Consider the following 26,709-nt stretch of genomic DNA (forward strand, 5'->3'; position numbering starts at 1 on the left):
AAATAAAATAATTATTTTATTATAGTTATAAATACATATTATATCAATTGTTTAATGTTTAAAATGATTTATATGGAAATTAATTTCATGAAAATTTCTAAAAAATCCTAATTATGAGACACTCCCAATATTCATTATACAATAAATCAAAGATACAACCAGCAAAATTAATATGAATATTACTGATAAAAATAAAATTATCTTAAATGGCTCTGCTTTTGGCGAAGGTATAGATTGTACTAATCTTAATATTTGTTTAGTGTCACCAACATCTGTTAATCTCATTTTACCATCAGTTGCAGGCATTTTCAACTGTACCCAATTTTGGTACAGTTCACTTCCTTCATTTTTTAGTTTTGTTTTAAGTTTAGACCAATAAGTTCTAGGATGGGGACTGTCACTTAGAACAGCTATGATGTCGACTATTGAGAAATACCATTCTTCTTTTTCATCATCCCATTTAGTTCTTATTTTATGATCACTAAATAATTTTATCTGATTTTCATTTTTCATCACTATAACTTAGTTTAGTTTTTATTTAATTTAAGATTTATTTTAATGAGACTGTCAAAAATTGGGGTTGTGGGTAGTGAAATTTTTTCATGAATGTTTTGATTGTTTTTTCCAATTGGGGATATAGATAACTTAGTTTTATATTACAATGAATTTTAAGCTGGTTTAATATTTTTCTAAGAGATTCATGTCCATTTTTACCATTATTCATAAATATTCTCTTTAATTATATGCGATATGGTGTTAAATTTATCTAATAATCCTTTTAACTGTGTTTGATACTTTCTACCACATTTTTTACATTTATATCGTCTTAGATAAAGTTTTTTCCTACCAATTTGGAGTAATATTGGTTTTATTTGCCCATATTCTTGTTTTGAAAATTTATCTGAACCACATTTAGGACACAAAGGTATTTTCAGCTCAAAATGATTATTATTAACCATATGAATACCTTCAATTTGTTTTAATAGTTTTTCATGGTTAAATAGCTCATATTCTGTTTTTTTTTGATTTTGTTTTTTCTAATCCAAAATCGAAAAAAATTATAATTAATAGAAGATATATTATAATTGTGAACACTTAATTTTACTTCTATCATAATATAATCATTTATCAACACCCTAATTTAAATTTAACCCTTTTTAAATCAAAAAAATACTATTTAGAACCATTTCAACTGAAAAAAAATAGTCACTAATCTTTGCAAGTGTTGCAAGTATTTCAAATGTAAATTTTATAAAAAAACTTCCAACCCCCAATTTTTGATAATCTCAGTTAACTTTTTATATGGGTTAATCACAAACTGAATATTCAGTTACAAAATGAGTGTTCTATTTTTATAACAATAATGAAGTGCCCTTAATTATTTGTAGCTAAAAAAGTGATGGAAAAAATTTGTTTAAAAATTGTTTATAGTATTAAGCATGTTTATTTTTTTGTTTGATATATAAATGAGGAATAATTGTTTAAAAATTGTTTATATTATTAAGCATGTTTATTTTTTTGTTTGATATATAAATGAGGAATAATTGTTTAAAAATTGTTTATATTATTAAGCATGTTTATTTTTTTGTTTGATATATAAATGAGGAATAATTGTTTAAAAATAGTATGGATATTATAAAAAGGAAATAAACAATGCTGAACATGATATGGATGAAAATAAAAAAAAACATTACAAGATTAACCTAAAAACAAGCATATTATTAATCAAAAATTACATCAACATAATAGTGAATTCTAACACAATATCTCAATTTAAATCACGATACCATCAACTTAAAAAGAAAATAAAGAAAAATTTAGTCCAAATAATACCCAATAGAAAATTTAAAAGAACAAAAAAAGCAAAAAACACAAAATACCATCTCAACGGAAAATAAAAAATTAAGTTGACAGCATTGATGAATATTATATAAATATAGTTTATTTAGGAGAGTTTTAAATGGAATTAATTAAAAATAAAGATGAAACTTCTTTAGATGTAAAAGTTATTGGGCGCTTAGATACCAATACTGCCCCAATATTAGAAAAAGAATTATCCCGAGATCTTCCAGATATTAAAGAATTAACTTTTGATTTTGAAGAATTATTTTATGTTTCAAGTGCAGGGCTTAGGATTATCCTTTCAACTCAAAAAACAATGAATGTACAAGGAAAAATGATTATTAAAAATGTAAATGATTTAGTTATGGAAGTTTTTGATGCAACTGGTTTTGTTGACATTTTAACTATAGAATAATAATACTCTAAACAATTATTTGGTGAAATTATGGATGTATCTAAATTAACTTTGGCTGGTCAGATTAATCTTAAAGATATTTCTGAAGGAAAAAAATTTTATGAAAATTTTATGGAAATGACTAAAAATCCTATTAAACATAATGAAGAGTTTTTATTAAAATTATTAGATGATAATAAAGACACAGTCTATGGTAAAAAATATGATTTTGCAAATATAAAATCTATTAAAGAATTTCAATCAAAAGTTCCAGTAACAGAATATGATGATTATATAGAATACATCCTTCCAATGTCTATAAATGGAACTAAAGATTTAATTACTTCTTCAGAAGTAGATCATTATTGTAAATCATCTGGAACATTAGGAAATCCTAAAAAAATACCTTTATCTAAAGCTGCGCAAAAATCAATGCAAGAGTGTACAATTGCTTATTTTAAAGCTTTAGCTGCTAATAAAATTGGATTAGATTGGGTTGATTCTAAAGCAATGAATCTTGTTGAACTTTCAATTGAAACATTAGAATCTGGTGCTACATATGGTGCAATTTCTGCAAAATTCATGTTTGAATTTAAAGATTATCTTAATGAACTATTTACTTCTCCTTTTGAAGCTTTTTTCCCAGAAAATGATACTAATACAAGATATTTGCATGCACGTTTTGGATTAATGGATAAAAATATAGGTATGGTTCAATGTGCTTTTTATAATTTCTTTTTAGAAATATTAAGATATATTGAAAGTGATTGGGAATTACTTGTTAATGATATTGAAAAAGGAACAATCGATGAAACTATTAAAATGTCTAATGAGATTAGAAAAAGTTTAACTGAAAAAATAGAACCTATGCCTGAGAGAGCAGCAGAGCTTAGAGAAATATTTAAACAAGGTTTTGATAACCATATTGTTAAAAAAATATGGCCTAATTTAGCTATTTTGGCAGGAACTGGTACTGGTGGTTTTGCAAGTTATGCTAAGAAAATAAAAGAAAAATATACAGGTGAAGATGTAAAATTCTTATATTTAGGATTAAATGCTTCTGAAGGGAATTTTTCAGTGGCATATGATTTTGAAACAACAGACTCAATTTTTATGCCTAATAGTATTTTTTATGAATTTAGACCAGTAGAAAGCGAAGATTTAAGTAATTTACTTACTTTAGACCAATTAGAACATGGTAAAGATTATGAAATTATTATAACAAATGTTTCTGGATTTTACAGATACCGCATGCAAGATGTTATTCGTATTACTGGTATGCTTAATAATATGCCAAAAATGGAATTTTTATATAGGTTAAATCAAACAGTAAACTTAGCAGGTGAAAAAACAACTGAAATTGTTTTGAGAAATAGTTTAAATAAAGCTGAAAAAGAATTTGGTTTTGATTTAGTAGAATTTTCAATGTATCCTGATTCAGATACTAGTCCACCTAAATATAAATTTTTAATTGAAGCATTAAATATTCCTACTGATGTAGAAAAAGAAGATATAAGACGTTTTATTCAAGATGATTTATCAAAGACAAACCCATCTTTTGGAGATAAAATTAAAAAAGGAATTTTGGGTGAAATAGAATTAGGTTATCTTTTTGAAGAAACTTATCTTTTATATAGGGATATGATGATTATGAAAGGCACTTCTTCTGCTCAATTAAAACCTCCTAGAGTTATTGTAAATGAATCTCAAAGAAAATTCTTTTTTGCATTAATAGATAATGAATTATAAGAAAATATACTAAATTATAATAAATTATACTAAATTATAAGAAAATATAAGAAAATATACTAAATTATAATAAAATATAAGAAAATATACTAAATTATAATAAAATATAAGAAAATATACTAAATTATAATAAAATATAAGAAAATATACTAAATTATAAGAAAATATAAGAAAATATACTAAATTATAAGAAAATATAAGAAAATATACTAAATTATAATAAATTATAAGAAAATATACTAAATTATAAGAAATTTAAGGAGTTTTTGCAATGGATTCTAATAAAAGCATTCCAGAGTCATTAAATGAATTAAATGAACATGAATTATATGGAAAATTTCAAGAGTTTTTAAGAGATCCTTATACAATTCAAAAGGAAATTTTATTTGATATTTTAAACCATGGAAAATCATCTGAATTTGGGATTAAACATTCTTTTAAAGATATTAAATCAATCGAGGAATTTCAAAAAAATGTCCCTGTTTCTGAGTATTCTGATTATTTAGATGATATTGAAAAAATCAAAAAAGGAAAAGAAGATATTCTTTTTAATGGCAAAGCTCATTCTATTGTAGTTTCATCAGGAACTACTGGAAATATGAAATATTTTCCAGATAGTGAAAGAGGACTTATAGCTAAAAATCTTGTAATGAAACTTAGATCAATACAACTAGCTTTAATATGCCCTGGTTTATTAGATAATCCTTATATATTAGGAATTACAAATTCTTCAGATTATGGTTTTAGTGAAGGTGGAATTCCTATGATGGCTGCATCTGGTCAAGGACTTAATAGCTATGAAGATTCACATATTAAAATGGTTTTACCTCAAGAATTAATTCAAGCAAAAAATATTTCTAATGAAAATAAAGATTATTTAATGGCTTTATTTACTTTAGCTTCAAAAAATCTTACTGCAGTTGTATGTAATAATCTAGCTCATTTTAATTTTTTACTTAAAGAAATTAAAAATAATACACTTAAGATGATTGATGATTTAGATAATCATAGTATTTCTTTAAATATTGATCCACATTTAAAAGAAATATTAATATCTAAATTTCCAGATACTAAAGAAAGAGTTGAAGAACTTAAGAAAATTTATTCAAAAAAAGGAGAACTTAAAGCTGAAGATATATGGCCTAATTTTAAAACTGTTGGATGCTGGCTTTCTTCAAGTGTAGGTAGATGTGCATTAGACATTAAAAGAAATCTAAGTGAAGATGTGGATTTTTTAGAATGGGGTTATGGTGCAAGTGAAGGTAAATTTAATGTCCCATTTAAAGCAAATATTTCAGCTGGACCTGTAAGTCCTTTTTCCTCTTTTTTTGAATTTTTACCAATTGATGGTGGAGAGATAGTAACTTTAGATAAAGTAGAAGAAAAAAAATTATATGAATTAATAATAACTAGCTATTCTGGTCTTTATCGCTATAATCTTCATGATATTGTTTTATTTAAAGGCAAAACTCTTAAAACACCAAATATTGAATTCGAATGTAAAGCAAGTGAAAATACCATTTGTAATGATATTAAAATTTATGCCAACCAATTTGATCATGTACTAAAACAAACTGAAAAAGATTCTAATGAATTTATTAGTTTTTTCCAAGTAATTCCATCAGATGATAAAAAAACTATCTCTTATCTAATTGAACCTAGTAGTAATAATGATAGTAGTGATTTTAATAAATTAAGATTTAAAGAAAATCTAGTTAAAAATTTGAAAAATGATTTAAAATTAGAATTAAATAAATTATTTATTATGAAATCAGGTTATCGTGATAGTTTATTTGTAAAAGTAGTTAGCCCAGGCAAAACAATAACTTCAACAAAATTAGCTACAGTTGTAAGTAAAGATTCAATTTTAGAATCCTATATAAAAGAAATTTTATAAATTAACATTTTAATTATCATATAATTAATCTTATAAATTAACATTTTAATTAGCATATAATTAATTTTATAAATTAACATTTTAATTAGCATATAATTAATCTTATAAATTAACATTTTAATTAGCATATAATTAATCTTATAAATTAACATTTTAATTAGCATATAATTAACATTTTAATTAGCATATAATTAATTTTATAATTAATCTTATAATTAAACTGATAAATTAATCATATAAACTAAGGTGTGTGTTATAATTAAGAATACATTAACAAATAATTATTTAATTTTAAAATCATTTAAATCTTATCTTTTTCTTTCAATAATTGGATTAATTAGTGCAACTTTAGGAATCGTTGTAGATGGTTTAGTTATTGGTAATTTTTTAGGAAATGACGGTATGGTTGCATATGGTTTAGTTTCCCCAGTTTTTATTTTAATACTTGCTTTTGCAACAGTCTTTGGAAATGGAGGTACAATTTTATCCTCTAACTATATTGGTCGAGAAGAAAGAGAAAAAGTTAACAGTAGTTTTACTATGGCTTGTTTAATTGGGCTTATAACTTCAATAGTAATAACTGCCTTTTCTCCATTTTATGTAGATTATTTATCAGTTCTTTTAGGTGCTACAGGGGCTTTAACTCGTATGGCTTCTGATTTTATGTTTGGATTAATATTAGGAACCATCTCTTTAATTTTCTCCCAAATATTATTTTTATATACTCGATTAGATAACAATCCAAATTTAGGATTAATTTCAATTATAATTACAACTGTTTTCAATATAACTTTAGATATTTTGTTTGTTACTGTATTACATCTGGGAATATTTGGAATTGGTATTGCAACATCAATTAGCTATGGTTTAGGTGCATTAGTGTTATGTACTCATTTTTTTACTAAAAACAATACATTATATTTTTCTAAAATCCATGATTTTAATCAAGCTATTGATATTATTAAAATAGGACTTCCAACAGCATTAAATAGGGTCTTCACAATGGCAAGAACAATAGTTACTAATAATGTTGCATTATGGGTTGGTGGAGTAATAGTTATGGGAGCTTTGACTATTCAATCAAGCATAAATCAATTGTTAAGTGCAGTTGCTATGGGTGTTGGAATGACAACAATGCTACTTGGTGGGATATTTTATGGTGAAGAAGATAGACGTTCATTAGCTGATCTTTTGAAAATTTCAATTAAATGGGGTTTATATATTATAGTGCCTATTTCAGTATTTGTCATAGTATTTGCACCGTTTTTAGTTGGTCTTTTTGGTAAAAATCCTGAAGTTCTTCCAACAGCAACAGTTTCTCTCCGCTTATTTGCATTATCATTACCTCCTTCATTAATTGGAGTTGTATTTTTAAATTTTTATAGTTCTATAAATAACACTACCATGGCAAATTATATTGGATTTGCACATAGTTTTTTATTGATTTCTTTATTTGCAGTTGTTTTAACTCCAATAATAGGAGATACTGGACTTTGGCTTTGTTTCTTTTTAGGAGAAACTTTTACTTTAATTGGATTAATTATTTTAATTAGAACTAAAACTGGAAGATGGCCTAGAAAAATTAATGATTTTCTCATCTTAGATGATAGCTTTGAAAAGAATATTAAAAATAGCATTTCAATTTCAATAGGAAATGATATGGATCAAGTTATGGAATTATCCAATAAAATTTATTCATTTATTGATAAATACCCTCAATATGAGGATAAACTTAAAAAAATAGCTTTATGTGTTGAAGAAATGGCTGGAAACATTGTAGAACATGGTTTTGAATCATCTAAACAACATTATATAGATATTAGGATTCTTTTAACTGAAGGTGGAGTTATTTTTAGAATTAGAGATGATGGTAAACCATTTAATCCAATAGAATATGGTAATGATATGAGTATTTCAAAAAATAAACTTGGAATTTCAATAGTTAGAAAAATAGCTAAAGATATTAGTTATAGAAATACAATTGGATTAAATAACTTAACAATAGTATTATAAAAAGCTGAAGTAATTACAATCTAATACCAATGCTGTCAATTGATAAAAAATGTAAAATAACAAATTGACAGTCCCATCCAAAAATGAAAAAATTATAATTAATGGAAGATATATTATAATTATAGACACTTAATTTTACTTCTATCATAATATAATCATTTGTCAATACCCTAATTTAAGATTAACCCTTTTTAAATCAATAAAATACTATTTAGAACCATTTCAAGTGAAAAAAAATAGTCACTAACCCTTGTAAGTGTTGCAAATATTTCAAATGTAAATTTTATAAAAAAAACTTCCAACCCCTCCCCCCAATTTTTGACAATCTCAGAAAATTATTAATAAACTTATAAATATGATAATTATTGATACTATATAACAACTATTATATAATAAATAAAATTTAATAAATAAAACTCAATATGCTAAAATATTGATTAATAATCACAGAATATTGTTAGCACAGAATATTGTTAGTTGTGAATAAATAATTAATTCATTTAATATCGTTATTTTACTAAATTTTTTTTATTTACTAAATATTTTTAAATTAAAAAGTGAAAAATTTAAAATAAACAAAAAAACAGATGATTAAGGGATATTATGGTATGGAATGAAAAAGCTGAATGTATGGATAGAGAAGAAAAAGAAAAATTACAGCTAGAACGACTGAAAGATACTGTAAAAAAAGCTTATGAAAATGTAGAATTTTACAAAAAAAGATTTGATGAAGCTGGGGTTAAACCAGAAGATATTCAAAAATTAAAAGATATAGAAAAACTTCCTTTTACTACAAAAGCTGATTTAAGAGATGCTTATCCATTTGGGATGTTTGCAGTTCCTGAAGAAGATATAATCGAAATCCATACCACTTCTGGAACAACAGGAAAACCAACAGTATCAGGCTATACTAAAAAAGACATTGATATTTGGGGAGAAATCATAGCAAGAGCTATTGACATGTCTTTAGGAACCAAAAAAGATAGAATACAAAATTGCTATGGGTATGGATTATTCACTGGAGGCCTAGGAATACATCACGGAGGACACAAATTAGGAGCCACTGTGATTCCAATATCTGCAGGAAATACTAAAAGACAGATAGAAATAATGCAAGACTTTCAGAGTACAATTTTAACTTGTACTCCTTCTTATGCTCTTTATTTATCTGAAATCCTTGAAAAAGAAGGAGTGAATCTTGAAGATCTTAATCTCAAATCAGGAATTTTTGGAGCGGAAATGTGGACTGAAGAAATGAGAAATGAACTGGAAAAACGTCTAGGTATTGTTGCTTTAAATATTTATGGACTTACTGAAATAATGGGTCCTGGTGTATCAAATGAATGTACTCAAAAAAAAGGATTACATATTTCTGATGATCATTTTTATCCAGAAATTATAGATTCTGATTCAAAGAAAACTCTAAATGATGGAGAAAAAGGAGAGTTAGTTCTTACTACATTAACAAGAGAAGGTATGCCAGTAATTAGATTCAGAACAAAGGATATAACATCCCTTAATAAAGAAAAATGTGATTGTGGAAGAACAACTGTAAGAATGTCCCGTATAACTGGTAGAACAGATGATATGTTGAAAATTAGAGGAGTAATTGTATTCCCTTCACAAATTGAAAGAGCATTACTTAAAATGGAAGGATTAACACCTAATTATCAAATAATTATCACACGACCTGAGTATTTAGATGAAATAGAAGTCCAAGTAGAAGCTTCACCATCAATCTTCTCTGATGAAATGAAAGAAATGGAAGATATTGAAAATAAAATAGCTAAACATATCCATACCGAAATTGGGCTTAGAGTTAATGTTAGATTAGTTGAAAGTGAAAGTCTTCCAAGAAGTGAAGGAAAAGCTATAAGGGTTTTAGATAAGAGAAATTTGATGGAATAAATAGCACCCGTTCATAAAAATACAAGATTCTTAACAATAAATCCAAAAATAAATTATATACATAAAAATTTTTATCACTGAACTCACAAAATAAATGAAAATTTTTATAAAAATTATAAAAAAATAATTAATCAAAAAAATTATAAAAAAACTCAATAAAAAAAATAATTCGTTATAAAAATTATAAAAAAAATAATAAAAAAAATAATTCGTTATAAAAATTATAAAAAAAATAATAAAAAAAATAATTCGTTATAAAAATTATAAAAAAAATAATAAAAAAAATAATTCATCATAAAAATTATAAAAAAATCACTAAATAAAAAGAAAAATAAATAGTAGGAAGTTTTTTCATGAAAATTAAACAAATATCTGTATTTATTGAAAATAAAGAAGGTCGATTGAAAAAAGCTATTAATACGCTTTCAGAAGCAAATATAAATATCAGAGCACTTTCACTAGCTGACACTTCAAAATTTGGGATATTGAGACTTATAGTTTCAAACAATCAAAAAGCAAAAGAAGCTCTTGAAAATAAGAATTTTGTAGTTAAAGAGAATGATGTGCTAGTAGTAGAAGTACCAGATGAACCAAATGGACTGAATACTATTTTAGGGCATCTTGACAATGAAAAAATAAATGTGGAATACATTTATGCATTTGTAAGCAATAAAAGTGATGAAGCTATTGTAGTTATGAAAGTAGAAAATGTAGATAAAGGTTTAAATGTTTTAAAACGCAAAAATACTAATATTTTAACAAAAACTGATATAAACTCATTATAATTCAACAAAAACTGATATAAACTCATTATAATTCAACAAAAACTGATATAAACTCATTATAATTCAACAAAAACTGATATAAACTCATTATAATTCAACAAAAACTGATATAAACTCATTATAATTTATATAAATAATATTATGATAGAACTCTAATAGAGAAAAGAAAATATTATTATAATTAAAATATGATGTTTTTATAAATCTGTTTTTATAAATCTTTTAATAGCTCAGCTACTTCTTCTCGTTTGTATCCTAATTTTAGAAATAAGCTAGAAATTGAGTCTGAATCACTAAATTCAGTGATTTCATTCCAGTTTTTAAAGTCGTTTCTCAATATTGCTTTAATTAATATTTGAACCGTTATTAATGTATCATTATCAATAGCTAATAGAACTTCATCTTCAGCAAAATAGCCATTTGGATCTATTAATTCAAAACTTTCATCAACACTGTCTCTTTGTATAAGTGCATTTTTAATCTTATGTACCACTACATCACCATGATTATTTTATAAGTATTCTTAACAATTTACAAAATGAAATATTTATAGATATCTCTAGTTCACTACTTGAAAAATTTTCATCTTAAAATTAGATTATTAAGATTTTTAATGAAAGAATTTAAAAATAATGAAAGAATTTAAAGATCATTCATAAGTAATATTTTAAAGCTATTTTACTACATTATATCCTTTTTCTATAGCTTTTAAGTTCATATCATGAAATTTTGGGGATAAATTATTTTTCATAGATTTAATAACGGAACTTTTGGATAATGGAAATGTGTCAGTTGATATAACTGCTCCTAGAAGAACCATATTTAAAGACAATAGACTGCCAGATTCAATAGCTAACTTTTCACCATCTATAGGATAAACATTGTTGAAATTACTTTTCAACTCGTTAATTATCTCTTTAATATCAGGATAATTTTGATGAAATTGGATTAAAGTTGATGGAATGATTGGAGAAGTATTAAAAACTATTTCAGTTCCTTCATTAGATTTTTTTAATCCCCTAATTGTTTCAGAGGGTTCGAAACTAAGAATCACATCTGCATGTCCTTTTTCAATAATAGAACTTTTATATTCTCCTATTTTAAGCTCAGTAGATACAACTCCTCCCCGTTGAGACATGCCATGAATCTCACTCATTACAACTTCATAACCTTCATTCATAGCAGCTTCACCAATGATTACAGAAGTTTTAATAATTCCTTGACCCCCTACACCACAAATATAAATATTATAAAAATTATCTTTATTAAACATGATTTCAATCCTTTTTAATGCCAATAGCTTTATTTTTACACATTTGAAGGCAAGTCGTACAACCTTTACAAATAGTATCATCAATAATAACTTTTTTTTCTTTACTTTCTTTATTTATTTCTAAGGAAATAGCTGGACAGGCTAAAGTGGTTATGCAATCTAAACATTTATTACATTTATCTTGTTTTATAATCATGGACCTTCTCTTTTTCAATCCTTTAATTAAAGTACAAGGATGTTTAGCTATTATTACAGCTATTCCATCATATTCAAGTGCTCTTTTATATGTATCAACTGTTTTCATCAAATTAATTGGATTGATTGTTTCAACAAATTCACATCCTGCAGCAATAGCTATTTTTTCAATTGATATCTCAGGAGCCACATCACCCATTCCATCTACAGGAAGACCTGGATTTGGCTGACCTCCAGTCATAGCTGTTGTTCTATTATCCAATATAGTCACTACAAACCTATGGTTATTGTGAACTCCATTGATAAGAGGAGGGATACCTCCATGGAAAAAAGTAGAATCTCCAATAAAACTCACTATCTTTTGATTAGTAGCCTTAGAAAATCCACAAGCATCTCCAATACTTGAACCCATTGAAAGTAAATAATCAGTAGTTTCATAAGGAGGACTTACTCCAAGTGTATAGCATCCGATATCTGAAGAAAATATAAGATCTTCATTAGCTATTCCCAATTCTTCAGCAGCTCTTCTAACTCCAAAATAAGTGGATCTATGAGAACATCCAGCACATAATGTTGGTGGCCTACTTGGTAAATTTTCAAACAAATCAGTTAGTTTACCATCTAATTTTACACTCACATTTCCAGTTTTATGAACTTTATTTTCACTAGAAATGTGATTTAAAACTTTATCAATGGAATCCCTAACAATATCAGGATTAAATTCATATATCAAAGGAAAAGTTCCATCTATTTTTCCAAAAACTGGAATATTAATTTGATTTTCGCCAAAAGTAGCTAAAACTTCTTTTTCCATTATTGGATCAACTTCTTCAATTATGAATACACCATCTAAGTCTTTAACAAAATCCACAACTAATTCTTTAGGAAAAGGATAAGTAAATCCAAGTTTCAAGATATCTATACCCAAATTATCTTCATTTATAACATCATAAACATAGTTGAATCCACTACCACTAGCTATAGCTCCAAATTTTTTATTATTAGTCTTATTTTCAGTATTTTTTTTATTAATTTCAGTGATTTTATCATTGTTTTTCGTGTTTTCATTAATAACTTCACTATTTTTATTATTAGCTTCACTATTCTCGTTAATAACTTCACTATTCTCATTATTAGCTTCACTATTCTCATTGATAACTTCACTATTTTTATTATTAGCTTCAGTTGCCTTAGTTTCATTATGCTTATCACTAAAATTAAATACAACATTTAAATCTGAATTATTAGCTATTTTATCAATGTGTTTCATTTTAGAAACTAAATTTTTATGCATATCTAGTGCATTATCTGGAACTGGAACAAATCGTTTAGGGTCTTTTTTAAAGAACCCTTTTTTCCAATGGTTATCCTTAGTGGAATTAATCTTTTCATTTAAATTGACTGTCTCTGGAATATCCCCAAATTCTACAATGCCCCTCATATGAGAAACACGAGTTGTAGTCCTAATTAAAACAGGGATTTTATAGTCTTCAGACAAATTATAAGCATGTTTAATCATGTCTTTTACTTCTTGAGGATTAGATGGTTCTAAAACTGGCAAATTTGCTAATCTCCCATAATGCCTGTTGTCTTGTTCATTTTGAGAAGAAAACATTGAAGGATCATCTGCAGAAAGTATAACCATACCTCCATGAATACCAGTATAGACTACACTTACAAAAGAATCAGAAGCCACATTCAATCCAACATGTTTCATAAAAGTGAATGAACGAATTCCTGAAGCAGCACTCGCTGCAGCAACTTCCATTGCGACTTTTTCATTGATAGAAAACTCAAAATACATTTTTGCATCTTTAGCCAATACAGATAAAATGTTTCCTATTTCAGATGAAGGAGTTCCAGGATAAGTAGATGCAATTGAAACTCCTGCCTCTATAGTTCCTCGCACAGCAGCTTCATTCCCTAATAAAAATTGTTTTTCTCCTTTTTTTCCTTTAACTAGACGATTTAACTCCATTCATAACCTCCTAGATCATGTTTAGTGTATTAACTATTATTATATATTATAATAAAGTAGATAAGCTATTTTTACAAATATCAGTGAAAATTAATTAGAAATTTCATATATCTCTATATTTGGTTGATATATTTGATTTATATCTTCCTTACAACACCATTAACTACTCATTTTTAAAATATACATATATTCAACAGAATTTATAATAGTGACTATATGATGAATATTGATAATAAACAATATAAATTTTTATAATATAAAATTATATTGATAAATAATGATAAATATATCTTTTCTAAAATACTAGATAGTTATAATTTATTCAATACAATTTTACTATTTCAGCTATTAAATCAATTTTAAAAAGTTTCATTATAACTTAATTTTAAAAAATATTTATTTATAAATTTAAAATTTTAAAAAAATTTAATTATTATTATAACCAATACTATTATTATGACTAATAATTATTATGACTAATATTACCATAACTGATATAAAATAATATTATTACTATCAATATGCTACTAATTCATCAAATTGAATGCTATTGATAATATGATACTATAATAATAAAAATGATGATAAAAACTATTTATTCTTAAATTATTGCCAATCTATTAGAATAATTAGATAATATAATTAATGTTATTCTGAAGACTATAAAGAATTATTATAACTAATGCTTACAACAAAATTATTATAAAAAAAATAGTATAAATTATAGTATATTACTTAAAATTTGAAACACATTATATATGAATAACAGCCACAAAACATTTATATGAATAACAGTCGCAAAAATTCAGTAATTTACTATATTATAATTAATTGGAGATAAATATGATAAAAGTCCGAGTATTGAGGTTTGATGAGGAAAAAGATAAAGAACCTTATTTTGAAGAGTATGAACTTGAAAAAACAAATAAAATGAAAGTTTTAGATGCGCTAATAGCTATTAATGAAAAATATAATAGTAATTTAAGCTTTCGAAGCTCTTGTAGAGCAGGACAATGCGGTTCATGTGCTATCAAACTGAATGGAAATGTAGTTTTAGCTTGTAAAGCTACAATAGAAAACAATGCAGTAATTGAACCTTTAGACTTCCCAATTATAAAAGATTTAATTGTAGATAAATCAGAAATAGATAAAAAAATAGCTAATATGAAACTATTTTTAAAAGCAGACCCAAATAAATCTGAAACAAACTTAAAAACAGACAAAAATAAATCTGAAACAAACTTAAAAGAAAATATGTCCTATGTAGAGAAAACAACGAATAAGAAAAAAATAGATCCTTCTAATAACTCAAATAGTAATGAATTTAAAGATAAATCAGAAAATTCTCAAGGTGATATTCAGATAAAAGAGTGTGGATGTCCTTACATTATAGAAAATGAAGAATGTGTGGATACAAAAAAAGTTAGAAGTTGTATAGAATGTTATTCTTGTTTATCGGCATGTCCTGTAATTAAAGTAAGTGATGAATTTGCAGGGCCTTATTTTATGAGATATTTATCAAAATTTGATTTTGATCCTCGTGATAAATCTGAACGTACAGTAGAAAGTATAGATAATGGTCTTTATTGTTGTACTAGTTGTGGAAAATGTAGAGAAGTATGTCCAAAAGAGATCAATAGCTTTGGAGATGCTATAGAAAAACTAAGAGCCTTAGCATATAATAAAGATTTAGGACCTCTTGAACCACACAAAGAATTAAAAGAAAGAATTGCCTTAACTGGAAGATCTGTTGAAGTTGAGGGAGAAAGTTTAATAGAAACATTATCTAAAATTAAATCAAAAGACAATTCAAAGCCTAAAATAGGAGTTTTTACTGGTTGTATGGTAGATTACAGACTTCAAAATGTTGGTTTTGCCCTTATGGAAGTTTTAAAAAAGAATGGATTCATTGTAGATGTTCCTGAAGGACAAGTTTGTTGTGGGTCACCACTTCTTAGAACTGGACAAAATGATCTTGTAACTGATCTTGTTAATAAGAATAAAGAAGTTTTATCTGAATATGATATCATAATCACAGTCTGTGCTGGTTGTGGAGCTACTTTGAAGAAAGATTATCCTAAATATGGTGTGAATCTAAATGTTAAAGACATTAGTGAATTTTTAGCAGATCATCTTAACACAGAAGATATGAAAGAATTAGATATGAAAGTAACTTATCATGATCCTTGCCATCTAAAAAGAGGTCAAGGAATAAGCCAACCTCCTCGTGAAATACTACAAAAAATAAAAGGGGTAGAATTCATTGAAATGGAAAAACCTGATCAATGTTGTGGTGCTGGAGGAGGCGTGAGGTCGGGAAAACCTCAAATAGCTTTTGATTTAGGTAAAAAGAAAGTTGAAATGATTAAAAAGTTAGATGTTGATGCAGTGCTAAGTATTTGTCCTTTCTGTCAGTATAATATCCAAGATGCTCTAACTAAAGAAGGACTAGAAAATGTTAAAGTCATGAATATATTGGAACTTCTAAAAATGAGTTATGATAATGGATAAATATTTAATTAATTCAATATTCTTTATTAATACCAGCGATAATTAAAAACAAAATAGTGAAAATTAAAAGAAGAGGGGTGGTTTATATAGGAGATATAGCTTCATCTGAAAGGATAATTATTAAAGAGAGTACAACTTCAGTGGCAGAAGAAAAAAAAGAAGAGAAAACTGAAGCTACTGCCAAAGGAGCAAAATCTTCTAAGAAGAGAGGGGTTTGCACAGGTCATGGATTGAGATTCTCTAAAAATTATGATAGACTGGAAAAAAATATATTCATTGTTTTTGTAGAATGTGAATCTTCAGGAAATGTAGGTTTCTTAGGGAGAACTATGGCTAATTTTGGATTAAAAAATTTAGTCTTAATAAATCCATGCGAGTTAGAAAAAGAGGCTTATTATCAAGCTATGCATGGAAAAAGCATAGTTGAAACTGCAACAACATATGATTCCTTAGAAGAGTTCTTCAAAAAAGAAGAGATAGAATTTATAATTGGTTCTACTGGTACTCCCGGAGGTAGCTACAATTTATCTCGAATTCCAATTAAACCTGAAGAACTGGGAAAATCTATAAATCTAAATAGAAAAATAGCTATTTTATTTGGCAGAGAAGGAAATGGATTATACAATAAAGAAATAGAATTATGTGATATAATAGTCAGTATTCCTACCGATCCATCCTATCCCATTATGAATATAAGCCATGCCGCAGCCATAGTCTTTTATGAAATATTCAAAAATAGGAATGAATTTCCTGTTGAAGGCTTAGAAGAAGCCACAGCTATTGAAAAAAAACATCTTCTAAAAGACATGCAAGAAATAATTAAAAAATTAGGTATTCCCAAACACAAAGAAAAAACAGGCCTTAAATCTTTTAAAAACATTGTAAACAGAGCTTTTATCACTGGTAGAGAAGTTCACACTTTAAAAGGAATATTTAGAAAAATAAATAAAAAATTATAATTCTTAAATCTATTTAAATTTGAAAAACAAGATTTCAAAATTTAGAAAATAAAAAATAATAAAAAATATAATAAAAGCTATAATAAAAGCTATAATAAAAAATATGATAAAAAATATTAATAAAAGCTATTAATAAAAACTATAATACCGACTATAATAAGAATACATTTAAATATTCATATTACTATAATTCTTATTTTTATTACTATTCTATCAATATTACTATTATTAATTATATGATAAAAGATAGTTATCTAAGACAGATAATAGCTATTTTATCAAAATAATGAATATATAATCTATATTAGTAACCGCATACATATAAAACTTATATTAGATTATTAAATTATTATTTATTATTTTAAGAGTGGTTTAACATGAATAAATTCTAGATAAATGGAAATTGATTATAAAAATATTAAATTAAATAAGATATTATATAATAAAATAAGAAATGATTATGAAATATAATAATTATAGAGAATAAAAATATGAAATGCTTTACATAAAACTATAAAAGAATAAAATATAAAATAAACATTATATTGAATATATTGATAATTAAAAATAGGAATAATTATAAAAATATGATTAATTATCTATATAATAATTTTACCATTTAAGTTCGGAGATTAGTTGATGGCAATTCTAAGTGATAAAGATATAAAAAAGTATTTAGATGATAGAAAAATTGTTATTGAACCTTTAGAAGATTATGAAAAACAAATTCAACCATCTTCAGTGGATTTAAGAATTGGGAGTGAATTTAAAGGTTTTAAAATAATAAGAAAACCCTGTATTGACCCTAGAGATACCTCAGACATTGCATCTTATATGGAATCCATGTTCATTGAGGAAGGAGAGGCTTTTATAATACATCCTAATGAATTCGCACTAGCAACTACATATGAAACTGTTAAAATTCCTGATAATTTAGTAGCTAGAGTAGAGGGCAGATCTTCCATGGGGAGACTTGGAATTACCATGCATGTTACCGCAGGATATATAGATCCTGGTTTTCATGGAAAAATTACTTTAGAGATATCTAATATTGGAAAAATGCCAGTAGCTTTATATCCCGGGCAAAGAGTATGTCAAATTGTTTTTGAAACTATGACTTCCCCATCAGAAAGACCTTATGGTCATCCTGAAAGAGATAGTAAATATATGGGTCAAAAAAGACCAGAAAGCAGCCGTATAAAACTAGACTATGAATTGAGAAAAATGGATGTGAAATAGCCATTTTCTAAAATTTAATCAATAAATGAAAATCACCTATATTAAATTTCTTAAATATACTTAATTTTATTGAAAAATCAGTTTTCTTAAATATATTTAATTTCATTGAAAACAAAAAAATCAGTTTCATTATTACCAATTAAAAATTACATCAATACCTATTGAAAATATCAAAGAATCACTTTATTATTTTGGAGATAATACATGAATCATGAGAAGATGATAAATATCAGTACAAAAAGAGGTTTTTTATGGCCTTCTTTTGAAATATATTCTGGAGTATCTGGATTTACTGACTATGGTCCCCTTGGAGCTATTTTAAAGAATAATATAATGCAAAAATGGAGAAAGCATTATATAGCCGGAGAAGGATTTTTTGAGATAGAAAGCCCTACTGTCACACCTGAAGAAGTCTTAAAAGCATCTGGACACTTTGATAATTTTACTGATCCTATGACCCAATGTGCAGGATGTGGAGATGTTTTTAGAGCGGATCATATTATTGAAGAAACCATCAATCAAGAAGTTGAAGGCTTAACCAATTTAGAACTTGATTTAATAATTAAAGATCATGGAGTAAAATGTCCTAATTGCGGAGATAAGCTAAGTGAAATATGGAATTATAATCTGATGTTTAAAACTACAATAGGGCCAGCAGGGAATAAACTAGGATTTATGCGACCAGAAACTGCTCAAGGGATATTTATAACATTTAAGAGACTTTCAAGATTCTTTAAAAATAAGTTACCATTTGGAGTTGTTCAACTTGGAAAAGCTTATCGTAATGAAATTTCCCCAAGACAGGGAGTTATCAGACTTAGAGAATTCACACAAGCTGAAGCAGAAATATTTGTTAATCCTAAAAATAAAACTCATCCTAATTTTCCAAAAATAGCTGATGAAAAACTCGTTCTAAATTCTGCCCATACACAAATAGAAAATAAGAATCCCATAACCATAACAGCACAAGAAGCATTAGATCATGGCATTGTAGCCAATGAAATATTAATATATCAAATATATTTAGCTAAAAATTTTTTAAAAGAATTAGGGATTCCTGATGATGTTTTAAGATTTAGACAACATTTACCTAATGAAATGGCGCACTATGCAATTGACTGCTGGGATGTTGAAGTTAAAACTGACAGATATGGGTGGGTGGAAATCATAGGAATAGCTGATAGAGGAGATTATGATCTTCTAGCTCATTCAAAGCATAGCAATGAAGATTTAAATATTTTCATCCCTTATTCTGAGCCTAAATTAATAGCTAAAACCAGATTAAAACTAAATATGGCGAAATTTGGACCTTCATTTAAAGGAGATTCTCCTAAAGTTAAAAATTTCTTAGAAAAGTTAGACATTAGTGAAATCAATGAAATTAAAAGTGCAATTAAAAAAGAAGGCAAATACATAATTGAAATCGAATCAAAAACTTTTGAAATAAACTCTAAGCATGTTAATTTTGAAGATATTGAAGAAGAAGTTAAAGGAGAAAAGATAGTCCCTCATGTAATCGAACCCTCTTTTGGTATAGATCGTATATTGTATTCTGTGCTTTTACATTCTTTTCATGTATCAAAAAATGAGGATGATAAAGATTATTTCAAATTAGCTAATTCAATAGCTCCTATCCAAATCGGCGTATTTCCTCTGGTAAATAAAGAAAAATTAAGGGAAAAAGCTATTGATATTACAGAATCTTTACGTCAAAATGGATTTCTGGTAGAATATGATACTTCTGGGACCATTGGTAAAAGATACGCTAGATCAGATGAAATAGGAGTTCCAATAGCTATTACCGTTGATTTTGATACTCTTGAAGATAATACTGTGACTATAAGGGATAGGGATACTGAAAAACAAAGAAGAGTGAAAATAGACAATTTAAAAGAAGAAATAATTTCTTATTTTAATGACAATTAGCTTTTTAAAATCAAAAAACTAATTATAAATGATTAAAATTTTTTTCTTCAGTTAAAAAAGCATTTTTGCTTTTAAAGTTGTGACAATACAAAGCATTTTTGCTTTTAAAGTTGTGACAATACAAAGCATTTTTTATTCATTTAAAGAACTCATTTTTTCAAGTTAGGAAAACTAAGTTTTCCTTTTTATTTTAAAAAACTTGTTTTTCAAAATAGAAAATCTTTGATTTTTTATTTTAATTTTTATTATTTTAAATAAAAAATGAGTTCCTTATTTTAATATAAATAAATTATCAATAGAGTTTAAAACTGTTTACTAATATCAACTAGGTGTCCCTGTTCTTTATAATATTCAAATAGTTCTGATCCCCAAAGTATTCCTTCCTTGCTTTCATCTACCAATATTGAAGAATCATCATAATAATCATCTTCAAAGAATAAACTAAGAGCTAAAAAGTTATCACAACAACTTAAAAAGATTTCTACTTCATCCTCTATCAACCATATTTTAATTGTATTGTCCTTGCTACAATTTATTAATAATTCTCCATATTCATTTGATTTTATAGAATTTAAAATAGATTTTGTTGTTACTATCTCTAAGATACTCTTTTTTCTATTCAAATTCTTCAAAATTCCATCTAGATGTGTTTTTGAGAAAATAGGCAATAATATTTTTAAAACTGTTGATTTTGAAATCATTTCAAGATATTTAATTAGGGGTTTGGTTAAATCAGTATCATCAGAAAATATACATTTAGATTTTTTCAATGCATGTGTGTTCTTTAAAAAATCAGTGGGAATATCACCTATTTTATGATTTCTCCAAAATTTGAAATTAGTATTTATAGAATATAGATTTTCAATTAGTTTCACCATGTTCAAAGCCAATAAAAAACCATTTGAAGATAAACAATAATGTTTGTCCTCTTTTTTTACTAATTTTAATGTTTCAAGCTCTCTTAATCCATGTAATATTGTAGCTGAAGGTTTCCCAAGTTCTTTTCTAAGTTCTCCTAATCTTTTTTTAGAGTCATGTAAAGTTAGTAATAACTTTGTTCTCATTGCTGAAGCCAAAATATGTCTTATATCTTCAACTGATTTCAGTAAATCAAATTCAACGGCATAGTTATTATTATCAACTTTATGTATTTTAATGTTATCTTTTTTCACATTCATTGTATCCCTCAGAAATCGTTTAAGAAATAGTATCGTATTAAACTATTAAAAAATACAGTTTATTCAATTATATTTCAATTATATCTCTTAAAATATCTTTTTTTGTATTTTTAAACATTTTTACATTCAGAAATGAAGTTTTCTTCCTGATATATAATGTTCTTCAAAAATCTTATTTCCCCATTTAATTGCTTCTTCAGTATTAGAAACTATTAATCTATTTTGATCATAACTATTATCCTTTTTAAATAACCCTAAAGCAAGAAAATCATCGGATAAAGATAAAGAGATTTTTATATTATTTTTCAAGGATCTTATTTTGAAAGTTTCTTTTATCAATCCATTTCTTATTATATCTTGATCCATAGACTCAATAAAATTTGCAGTAATACCTTGTACAAAAAGTAATTTTATATTTACTCCATTTTCAAGTAACTTTTCGAATATATTAGGGTAATCTGGGTGCAAAAATGGAAAAATAGCTTTAACATTAGATGATGAATTCATTAAAAGATTTTTAAATGTGTTATGAGGCATGTAAATATCAGTGGGATTTGATTCAATTAAATAAGATCCTTTTAAAGATTGTATATTCATCAAAGCATTTTTTGGAAGTTCCTGAACTTCATGATCTGTCCAAAAATTACTGAATTCATTTATAATATCCAATGAATTATTAAAGTCAAATAAATTCAGTAATTCCATTTTTGCGTGATTATTCATATAATATCGTTTGGATTTCTGTGTTAAATAGCCATTATCTTCTAATTTATGAATATTACTTGCTATTGAACTATAACTTAAATTTGTCTTGATATGCATCTCTTTCATTGACATTGGTTTTTCTAATAAACAATTTAAAAGTTTTAACCTAATTTCAGAACTAGTTAAAAATTTAATATTCTTCTTTATTCGTTCATAATCTTTAAAACAATTATTATTCTCAATCATAAAATCACATCTTGATTAATTCTTATTCAATATTTTTCATTCTCGAATGAAGCTTACCTATTAATAATATTATATCAATAGGAATAAAAGTATTATAGTTATCTTATAATATTAAAAATAAGTAATACTTAAATATTAATTTTATAGAAAATACTATATAAACGTTTCCATAAAAAATAAATAAAAAATATTAAATATGATAAAGTTTTCTATAAGTATTAATTTTATAAAATACAATATAATTAATAATATAAAGAGGATAACAATTATTTATTTAATATAACTAATATTAACAAAAATAAAGAAAAATAAAAATGTTTAATATGATTAAAATAAATATAAAAGAATATGGATCCATTAAAACCAAAAAAAATTACTAATAATCCATAAACACCATCCATTATCTTTAATATACTTATCATTAATACTCAGCTTTTTTATTAGCAATTATTTAAAAAAACTAACTTTAAGAAATCTAATGAAATGTATAAAATAGAAAATATGAAAGTGTTACTCTATTAGAAAAAATAATAGATTCATAAATTCCCTAAACTCGATTTATTAATAATCCCCATCGATTGCTCTTTTTTTTATTAAGTATTTTAAATTTTTGAGCATATTTTTTCCTGTTTCTTTTATTTTTTATTATTTCTCTTATTTTATAATCAATTTCTTCTTTTTCATTTTTATTTGTGGGGATTGGAATCTTCACTTCTTTTAATTTATCTCCTAATGTTGATAAATTTGATTGAGTGAATGAAAAAGCATGCATTTGTTAAGAAACTAATTATGAAAATTTAAATAATAATGAAAATTATTTTTTATAGAAAAAAATGTAAAATTGTATAAATGGAGTATTGACCCTTTTATATACTGATGTTTTTGTGATAATTTTATGTTAATAATTCTTTTAGTGTCCATATGTGGTCTGTTAAATCTGTTAAGATCATTGGAGTTATTTTTTCGTATTTTTTCCATATATTATATTTTATTTTTTGTAGATTTTCTTTTTTAAGTCCATGGTGGGTTCTTATGAGGTTATGTTCTGCCATTTGTAAATTTAAATGGTTTTGTAGCTATTCGTCTTTTTTGGAGTATGCGATTGTTTTTCTTGCAAGTCATTTGTTTTCTTGTCTAAGGTTTAAATTTTCTCTTTCTATATATGAAGTGGAAATTTGAGAGTTATCAATATTTTTAGGGTTTCCATAGCTGATTTTTTACTTCTGACTCCACAAGAGTGTAAAAAAGTATGGAGTTTTTTGGAAAAAATCACTTTTCATTTATAAACATTTATAATTAAAACTGAAAATTTTAGAAAAAACTCCACAAAAATTACACTCTCTATTCTTTGTATGAACCAATTACATAATCTAGTACATATATTTCCAGTATTATTTTATCATTAGACAATCCTTCAAGAAAATCCTCAATTTTAGACGTATAATCTGCACTATCCTCATAGAACCTATCACCATCTACAGTTAATTCTACAGTTTCTATTTCTTCTCTTGTAATATACATAAGTTTATATATGAGTCTTAATATATATGAATCATGCGATTATTATGATGATTGATACACATATACATGCAGATGCTCGAAGTAGTGAAGACTTTGATGAGATGTTCATAAGTGGGATAGATAAAGCAATAACGTGTTCATTCTACCCATACGATTTAATTAATGAAATTGTCCTTTTAAATCATTGGGAAAGAATTTTAAACTATGATACTCAGCGTGCAAAAAAATATGGCCTTGAATTAAAAGTAGCTTTAGGAATCCATCCGAGTAACATAATAAAAAATTATGAAGGTATTCTAAACAATTTATATGAATATATTAGTGAAGATAAGATAGTAGCAATTGGAGAAATCGGTCTTGATTCCCTTACAAGTGAAGAAATCGCTATATTCAAAAAACAATTAGTAATAGCTGATGAAACAAAGACAAAAGTTATCATTCATACTCCAAGAAACAATAAATTAAATGTACTAAAAAAAATTAAATCTATTGTTTTAGAAACAATGAACCCTAAATTAGCTGTTATTGATCATATCAATTCTGCGGTCATAGGAGAAATTATAGATGACAATTTTACAATGGGTTTAACAGTACAACCTGAAAAAATGGAAGTTGATGAAGCAATCAGTATTTTAGAAATGTATGGCTTCGAGAATTTCCTTTTGAATAGTGATATTAGTAACATGCCATCAGACCCCTTATCTGTACCAAAAACTATTAGAACATTGGAAAAACAAGGCATTAAAAGGGAAAAAATAGCTAAAATATCTTTTAAAAATGCCGAAAAATTTTTTAAAATATGAAAAATAGGAAATCCTAAATAGAAACTAGAAGAATATAGTGAAAAAAGATATATTGAGAATTTATTATTTCAATATATCATACCATCCTTTTGGGGTTTTACTTTCTTTCTTAGGTACTATAAAGCTCCTGAGTATAGTTTTTATCAAAACATTGAACATGCTTCTATGTTTGAAAAGATAGCTAGGCCTTGTATAAAATTTTAGATAAGCTTTAATTAATTTTCTTTCAACCAATTTCTTGCTTAATCCTAACAATTCATAATTAATAACCGATTTAAGAACGGTATAATCTTCCCAACCATTTTTAGAAAGTAAACCTTTTTCTTTCAATTGATAATGTATGCCAGTACCTGGAAATGGAGTTAGTATAGAATATTGACTATAATCTGGATCCAATTCTATTGATAAGTCTATTGTTTTATCCATTTCTTCAGATGTTTCCCCAGGATATCCCAATATAAAAGAACCAACAATATCAACACCTACTCTTTTAGCAGTTTTGAAAGCATCTTTAGCTTGTTGAACTGTAATTCCTTTCTTCATAAGATCCAATACTCTTTGTGAACCAGATTCGACACCACAATACAATGTTTTCATCCCTGATTTTTTAAGGGTTTCTAATAGTGATTTATCAATCATATCAACTCTGGATGAAGCTATGAAATCCACATCAATATCCCTAGATTTGATTTCATCAGCTATTTGCCCAGCTCTTTTTTTATTCAACATGAAAATATCATCTAAAAAAGCAATGTCCTTGATTCCATACTTACAAGCCAACTCTTCAACTTCATCTACAACATTTTCAGGACTACGAGTTCTAAATTTTTTGCCCATGATGAGGGAGGAAGAACAGTAATCACATGAGAAAACACAACCTCTACTTGTAATCATTCCTCCTGCCTGACTCGAAAGTTCGTAAGATTTAAAAGGTATAAGATGTCTTGCAGGAAATGGTAAACTATCAAGATCTTCTATTAAAGGTCTTGGTTCTGTCATTATGACCTTATTATTATCTCTATAAACTATTCCTTTAACATTAGAAAATTCTTTAGTTCCATTTTTGATATACTGTTTTACAACATCCACTAAAGTTTCTTCGCCTTCCCCCATGACAACAATGTCCAAACTTTTTTCCCTATATAGTGTTTCTTTTGGTGTGAAAGTTGTGTGAGGCCCTCCTATTATTGTTAAAATATGGGGAAAATCTTTTTTAATAGTTCTAATGTAATTTATTGATGTTTGTATTGTAGCAGTAGTAGCAGTTATTCCTATAATCATAGGATCCATTTTTGAAATTAATCTATTAATATTTTCAAATCCCAATTGATATAAATCATCATCATGAATTTTAACTTTAATTGAATTTTTCTCAAGAGCAGCTCCAAGATACATTAAATTCAATGGTGGGACTGTTAGACCCAATCCCTCTTTTACTGCCGTATTATCTACTGGATTTATTAATAACACTTCAAGATCATTCATGTTTATTATTCCTCCATCTATTATTCCCCTATCTATTATTCCCATATTTATTATCCGAGTATCTACTATTCTACCATCGACTAATACTAAGTTATCATGGTA

Annotated in this window: 21 protein-coding genes; 11 read left to right on the forward strand and 10 right to left on the reverse strand. The window is 26.0% G+C overall.

Annotation, left to right across the window (positions count from 1 at the left end; translation table 11 throughout):
* Window positions 1-111: 111 nt before the first annotated feature.
* Window positions 112-513, reverse strand: a complete 402-nt coding sequence (locus MBCUT_RS02510) for a BRO family protein (protein ID WP_067258467.1) — start codon at window positions 511-513, stop codon at window positions 112-114.
* Window positions 514-716: 203 nt separating this feature from the next.
* Window positions 717-959 (reverse strand): transposase family protein, encoded by a 243-nt coding sequence (locus tag MBCUT_RS02515; RefSeq protein WP_067258470.1) that lies wholly within the window; start codon window positions 957-959, stop codon window positions 717-719.
* Window positions 960-1,960: 1,001 nt separating this feature from the next.
* On the opposite strand from MBCUT_RS02515, the gene MBCUT_RS02520 reads away from it, so the two are divergent.
* The 6 genes from MBCUT_RS02520 to MBCUT_RS02550 all read left to right on the forward strand — a co-directional run bounded on the left by MBCUT_RS02520 (window position 1,961) and on the right by MBCUT_RS02550 (window position 10,588).
* Window positions 1,961-2,257, forward strand: coding sequence for an STAS domain-containing protein (locus tag MBCUT_RS02520; RefSeq protein WP_067258474.1), 297 nt, complete (start codon window positions 1,961-1,963; stop codon window positions 2,255-2,257).
* 30 nt (window positions 2,258-2,287) lie between these two features.
* Window positions 2,288-3,985: a GH3 auxin-responsive promoter family protein gene (locus MBCUT_RS02525; protein ID WP_067258477.1), complete on the forward strand. Its 1,698-nt coding sequence runs from the start codon at window positions 2,288-2,290 to the stop codon at window positions 3,983-3,985.
* Window positions 3,986-4,256: 271 nt separating this feature from the next.
* Window positions 4,257-5,882 (forward strand): GH3 family domain-containing protein, encoded by a 1,626-nt coding sequence (locus MBCUT_RS02530; protein WP_067258480.1) that lies wholly within the window; start codon window positions 4,257-4,259, stop codon window positions 5,880-5,882.
* A 246-nt stretch (window positions 5,883-6,128) separates the two neighbouring features.
* On the forward strand, window positions 6,129-7,895 hold the full coding sequence (locus MBCUT_RS02540; protein WP_067258488.1) for an MATE family efflux transporter: 1,767 nt from the start codon (window positions 6,129-6,131) through the stop codon (window positions 7,893-7,895).
* A 603-nt stretch (window positions 7,896-8,498) separates the two neighbouring features.
* Window positions 8,499-9,803, forward strand: a complete 1,305-nt coding sequence (locus MBCUT_RS02545) for a phenylacetate--CoA ligase family protein (RefSeq protein ID WP_067258492.1) — start codon at window positions 8,499-8,501, stop codon at window positions 9,801-9,803.
* Window positions 9,804-10,156: 353 nt separating this feature from the next.
* Entirely contained in the window at window positions 10,157-10,588 is a 432-nt protein-coding gene (locus MBCUT_RS02550) for a hypothetical protein (RefSeq protein ID WP_067258495.1), read from the forward strand.
* A 211-nt stretch (window positions 10,589-10,799) separates the two neighbouring features.
* Here the strand turns inward: MBCUT_RS02550 and MBCUT_RS02555 are convergent, their stop codons facing one another.
* The 3 genes from MBCUT_RS02555 to MBCUT_RS02565 all read right to left on the reverse strand — a co-directional run bounded on the left by MBCUT_RS02555 (window position 10,800) and on the right by MBCUT_RS02565 (window position 14,034).
* Entirely contained in the window at window positions 10,800-11,081 is a 282-nt protein-coding gene (locus MBCUT_RS02555; RefSeq protein ID WP_067258498.1) for a hypothetical protein, read from the reverse strand.
* A gap of 180 nt (window positions 11,082-11,261) precedes the next feature.
* Window positions 11,262-11,861, reverse strand: a complete 600-nt coding sequence (locus MBCUT_RS02560; protein WP_067258501.1) for an indolepyruvate oxidoreductase subunit beta — start codon at window positions 11,859-11,861, stop codon at window positions 11,262-11,264.
* A gap of 4 nt (window positions 11,862-11,865) precedes the next feature.
* A complete protein-coding gene (locus MBCUT_RS02565) occupies window positions 11,866-14,034 on the reverse strand; it encodes a thiamine pyrophosphate-dependent enzyme (protein ID WP_067258505.1) in 2,169 nt (722 codons plus the stop codon).
* 843 nt (window positions 14,035-14,877) lie between these two features.
* On the opposite strand from MBCUT_RS02565, the gene tfrB reads away from it, so the two are divergent.
* The 4 genes from tfrB (at window position 14,878) to glyS (ending at window position 20,669) form a co-directional block, all read left to right on the forward strand.
* A complete protein-coding gene (gene tfrB / locus MBCUT_RS02570) occupies window positions 14,878-16,545 on the forward strand; it encodes a fumarate reductase (CoM/CoB) subunit TfrB (protein ID WP_067258508.1) in 1,668 nt (555 codons plus the stop codon).
* Window positions 16,546-16,622: 77 nt separating this feature from the next.
* A complete protein-coding gene (locus tag MBCUT_RS02575; protein WP_067258511.1) occupies window positions 16,623-17,504 on the forward strand; it encodes a TrmJ/YjtD family RNA methyltransferase in 882 nt (293 codons plus the stop codon).
* Window positions 17,505-18,143: 639 nt separating this feature from the next.
* The gene (dcd, locus tag MBCUT_RS02580) at window positions 18,144-18,743 is read left to right on the forward strand and encodes a dCTP deaminase (RefSeq protein ID WP_067258514.1); all 600 of its coding nucleotides are present in this window, start codon (window positions 18,144-18,146) and stop codon (window positions 18,741-18,743) included.
* 204 nt (window positions 18,744-18,947) lie between these two features.
* Window positions 18,948-20,669: a glycine--tRNA ligase gene (gene glyS / locus MBCUT_RS02585; RefSeq protein ID WP_067258518.1), complete on the forward strand. Its 1,722-nt coding sequence runs from the start codon at window positions 18,948-18,950 to the stop codon at window positions 20,667-20,669.
* Between the two features lie 302 nt (window positions 20,670-20,971).
* On the opposite strand, the gene MBCUT_RS02590 is transcribed toward glyS, so the two are convergent.
* The 4 genes from MBCUT_RS02590 to MBCUT_RS02605 all read right to left on the reverse strand — a co-directional run bounded on the left by MBCUT_RS02590 (window position 20,972) and on the right by MBCUT_RS02605 (window position 24,319).
* Window positions 20,972-21,847, reverse strand: a complete 876-nt coding sequence (locus MBCUT_RS02590) for a helix-turn-helix transcriptional regulator (protein WP_067258520.1) — start codon at window positions 21,845-21,847, stop codon at window positions 20,972-20,974.
* A 126-nt stretch (window positions 21,848-21,973) separates the two neighbouring features.
* The gene (locus MBCUT_RS02595; protein WP_067258525.1) at window positions 21,974-22,798 is read right to left on the reverse strand and encodes a helix-turn-helix transcriptional regulator; all 825 of its coding nucleotides are present in this window, start codon (window positions 22,796-22,798) and stop codon (window positions 21,974-21,976) included.
* 893 nt (window positions 22,799-23,691) lie between these two features.
* Window positions 23,692-23,850, reverse strand: coding sequence for a hypothetical protein (locus MBCUT_RS10755; protein WP_157082442.1), 159 nt, complete (start codon window positions 23,848-23,850; stop codon window positions 23,692-23,694).
* A gap of 289 nt (window positions 23,851-24,139) precedes the next feature.
* The gene (locus MBCUT_RS02605; protein ID WP_067258531.1) at window positions 24,140-24,319 is read right to left on the reverse strand and encodes a hypothetical protein; all 180 of its coding nucleotides are present in this window, start codon (window positions 24,317-24,319) and stop codon (window positions 24,140-24,142) included.
* A 47-nt stretch (window positions 24,320-24,366) separates the two neighbouring features.
* On the opposite strand from MBCUT_RS02605, the gene MBCUT_RS02610 reads away from it, so the two are divergent.
* Entirely contained in the window at window positions 24,367-25,122 is a 756-nt protein-coding gene (locus tag MBCUT_RS02610; protein WP_067258583.1) for a TatD family hydrolase, read from the forward strand.
* Between the two features lie 63 nt (window positions 25,123-25,185).
* On the opposite strand, the gene MBCUT_RS02615 is transcribed toward MBCUT_RS02610, so the two are convergent.
* Window positions 25,186-26,652, reverse strand: coding sequence for a B12-binding domain-containing radical SAM protein (locus MBCUT_RS02615; RefSeq protein ID WP_245634929.1), 1,467 nt, complete (start codon window positions 26,650-26,652; stop codon window positions 25,186-25,188).
* Window positions 26,653-26,709: the final 57 nt, after the last annotated feature.

Source organism: Methanobrevibacter cuticularis, from assembly GCF_001639285.1.
Classification (GTDB): domain Archaea; phylum Methanobacteriota; class Methanobacteria; order Methanobacteriales; family Methanobacteriaceae; genus Methanobaculum; species Methanobaculum cuticulare.

Excerpts from the sequence above, each read along its gene's own strand:
- MBCUT_RS02525 (WP_067258477.1), top strand. The coding sequence starts at position 2,288 with ATGGATGTATCTAAATTAACTTTGGCTGGTCAGATTAATCTTAAAGAT.
- MBCUT_RS02605 (WP_067258531.1), bottom strand. The coding sequence starts at position 24,319 with ATGTATATTACAAGAGAAGAAATAGAAACTGTAGAATTAACTGTAGAT.
- dcd (WP_067258514.1), top strand. The coding sequence starts at position 18,144 with ATGGCAATTCTAAGTGATAAAGATATAAAAAAGTATTTAGATGATAGA.
- MBCUT_RS02550 (WP_067258495.1), top strand. The coding sequence starts at position 10,157 with ATGAAAATTAAACAAATATCTGTATTTATTGAAAATAAAGAAGGTCGA.
- MBCUT_RS02565 (WP_067258505.1), bottom strand. The coding sequence starts at position 14,034 with ATGGAGTTAAATCGTCTAGTTAAAGGAAAAAAAGGAGAAAAACAATTT.
- MBCUT_RS02515 (WP_067258470.1), bottom strand. The coding sequence starts at position 959 with ATGGTTAATAATAATCATTTTGAGCTGAAAATACCTTTGTGTCCTAAA.
- MBCUT_RS02615 (WP_245634929.1), bottom strand. The coding sequence starts at position 26,652 with ATGGGAATAATAGATAGGGGAATAATAGATGGAGGAATAATAAACATG.
- tfrB (WP_067258508.1), top strand. The coding sequence starts at position 14,878 with ATGATAAAAGTCCGAGTATTGAGGTTTGATGAGGAAAAAGATAAAGAA.
- glyS (WP_067258518.1), top strand. The coding sequence starts at position 18,948 with ATGAATCATGAGAAGATGATAAATATCAGTACAAAAAGAGGTTTTTTA.
- MBCUT_RS02545 (WP_067258492.1), top strand. The coding sequence starts at position 8,499 with ATGGTATGGAATGAAAAAGCTGAATGTATGGATAGAGAAGAAAAAGAA.
- MBCUT_RS02510 (WP_067258467.1), bottom strand. The coding sequence starts at position 513 with ATGAAAAATGAAAATCAGATAAAATTATTTAGTGATCATAAAATAAGA.
- MBCUT_RS02610 (WP_067258583.1), top strand. The coding sequence starts at position 24,367 with ATGATTGATACACATATACATGCAGATGCTCGAAGTAGTGAAGACTTT.
- MBCUT_RS10755 (WP_157082442.1), bottom strand. The coding sequence starts at position 23,850 with ATGGCAGAACATAACCTCATAAGAACCCACCATGGACTTAAAAAAGAA.
- MBCUT_RS02590 (WP_067258520.1), bottom strand. The coding sequence starts at position 21,847 with ATGAATGTGAAAAAAGATAACATTAAAATACATAAAGTTGATAATAAT.
- MBCUT_RS02560 (WP_067258501.1), bottom strand. The coding sequence starts at position 11,861 with ATGTTTAATAAAGATAATTTTTATAATATTTATATTTGTGGTGTAGGG.
- MBCUT_RS02530 (WP_067258480.1), top strand. The coding sequence starts at position 4,257 with ATGGATTCTAATAAAAGCATTCCAGAGTCATTAAATGAATTAAATGAA.
- MBCUT_RS02520 (WP_067258474.1), top strand. The coding sequence starts at position 1,961 with ATGGAATTAATTAAAAATAAAGATGAAACTTCTTTAGATGTAAAAGTT.
- MBCUT_RS02595 (WP_067258525.1), bottom strand. The coding sequence starts at position 22,798 with ATGATTGAGAATAATAATTGTTTTAAAGATTATGAACGAATAAAGAAG.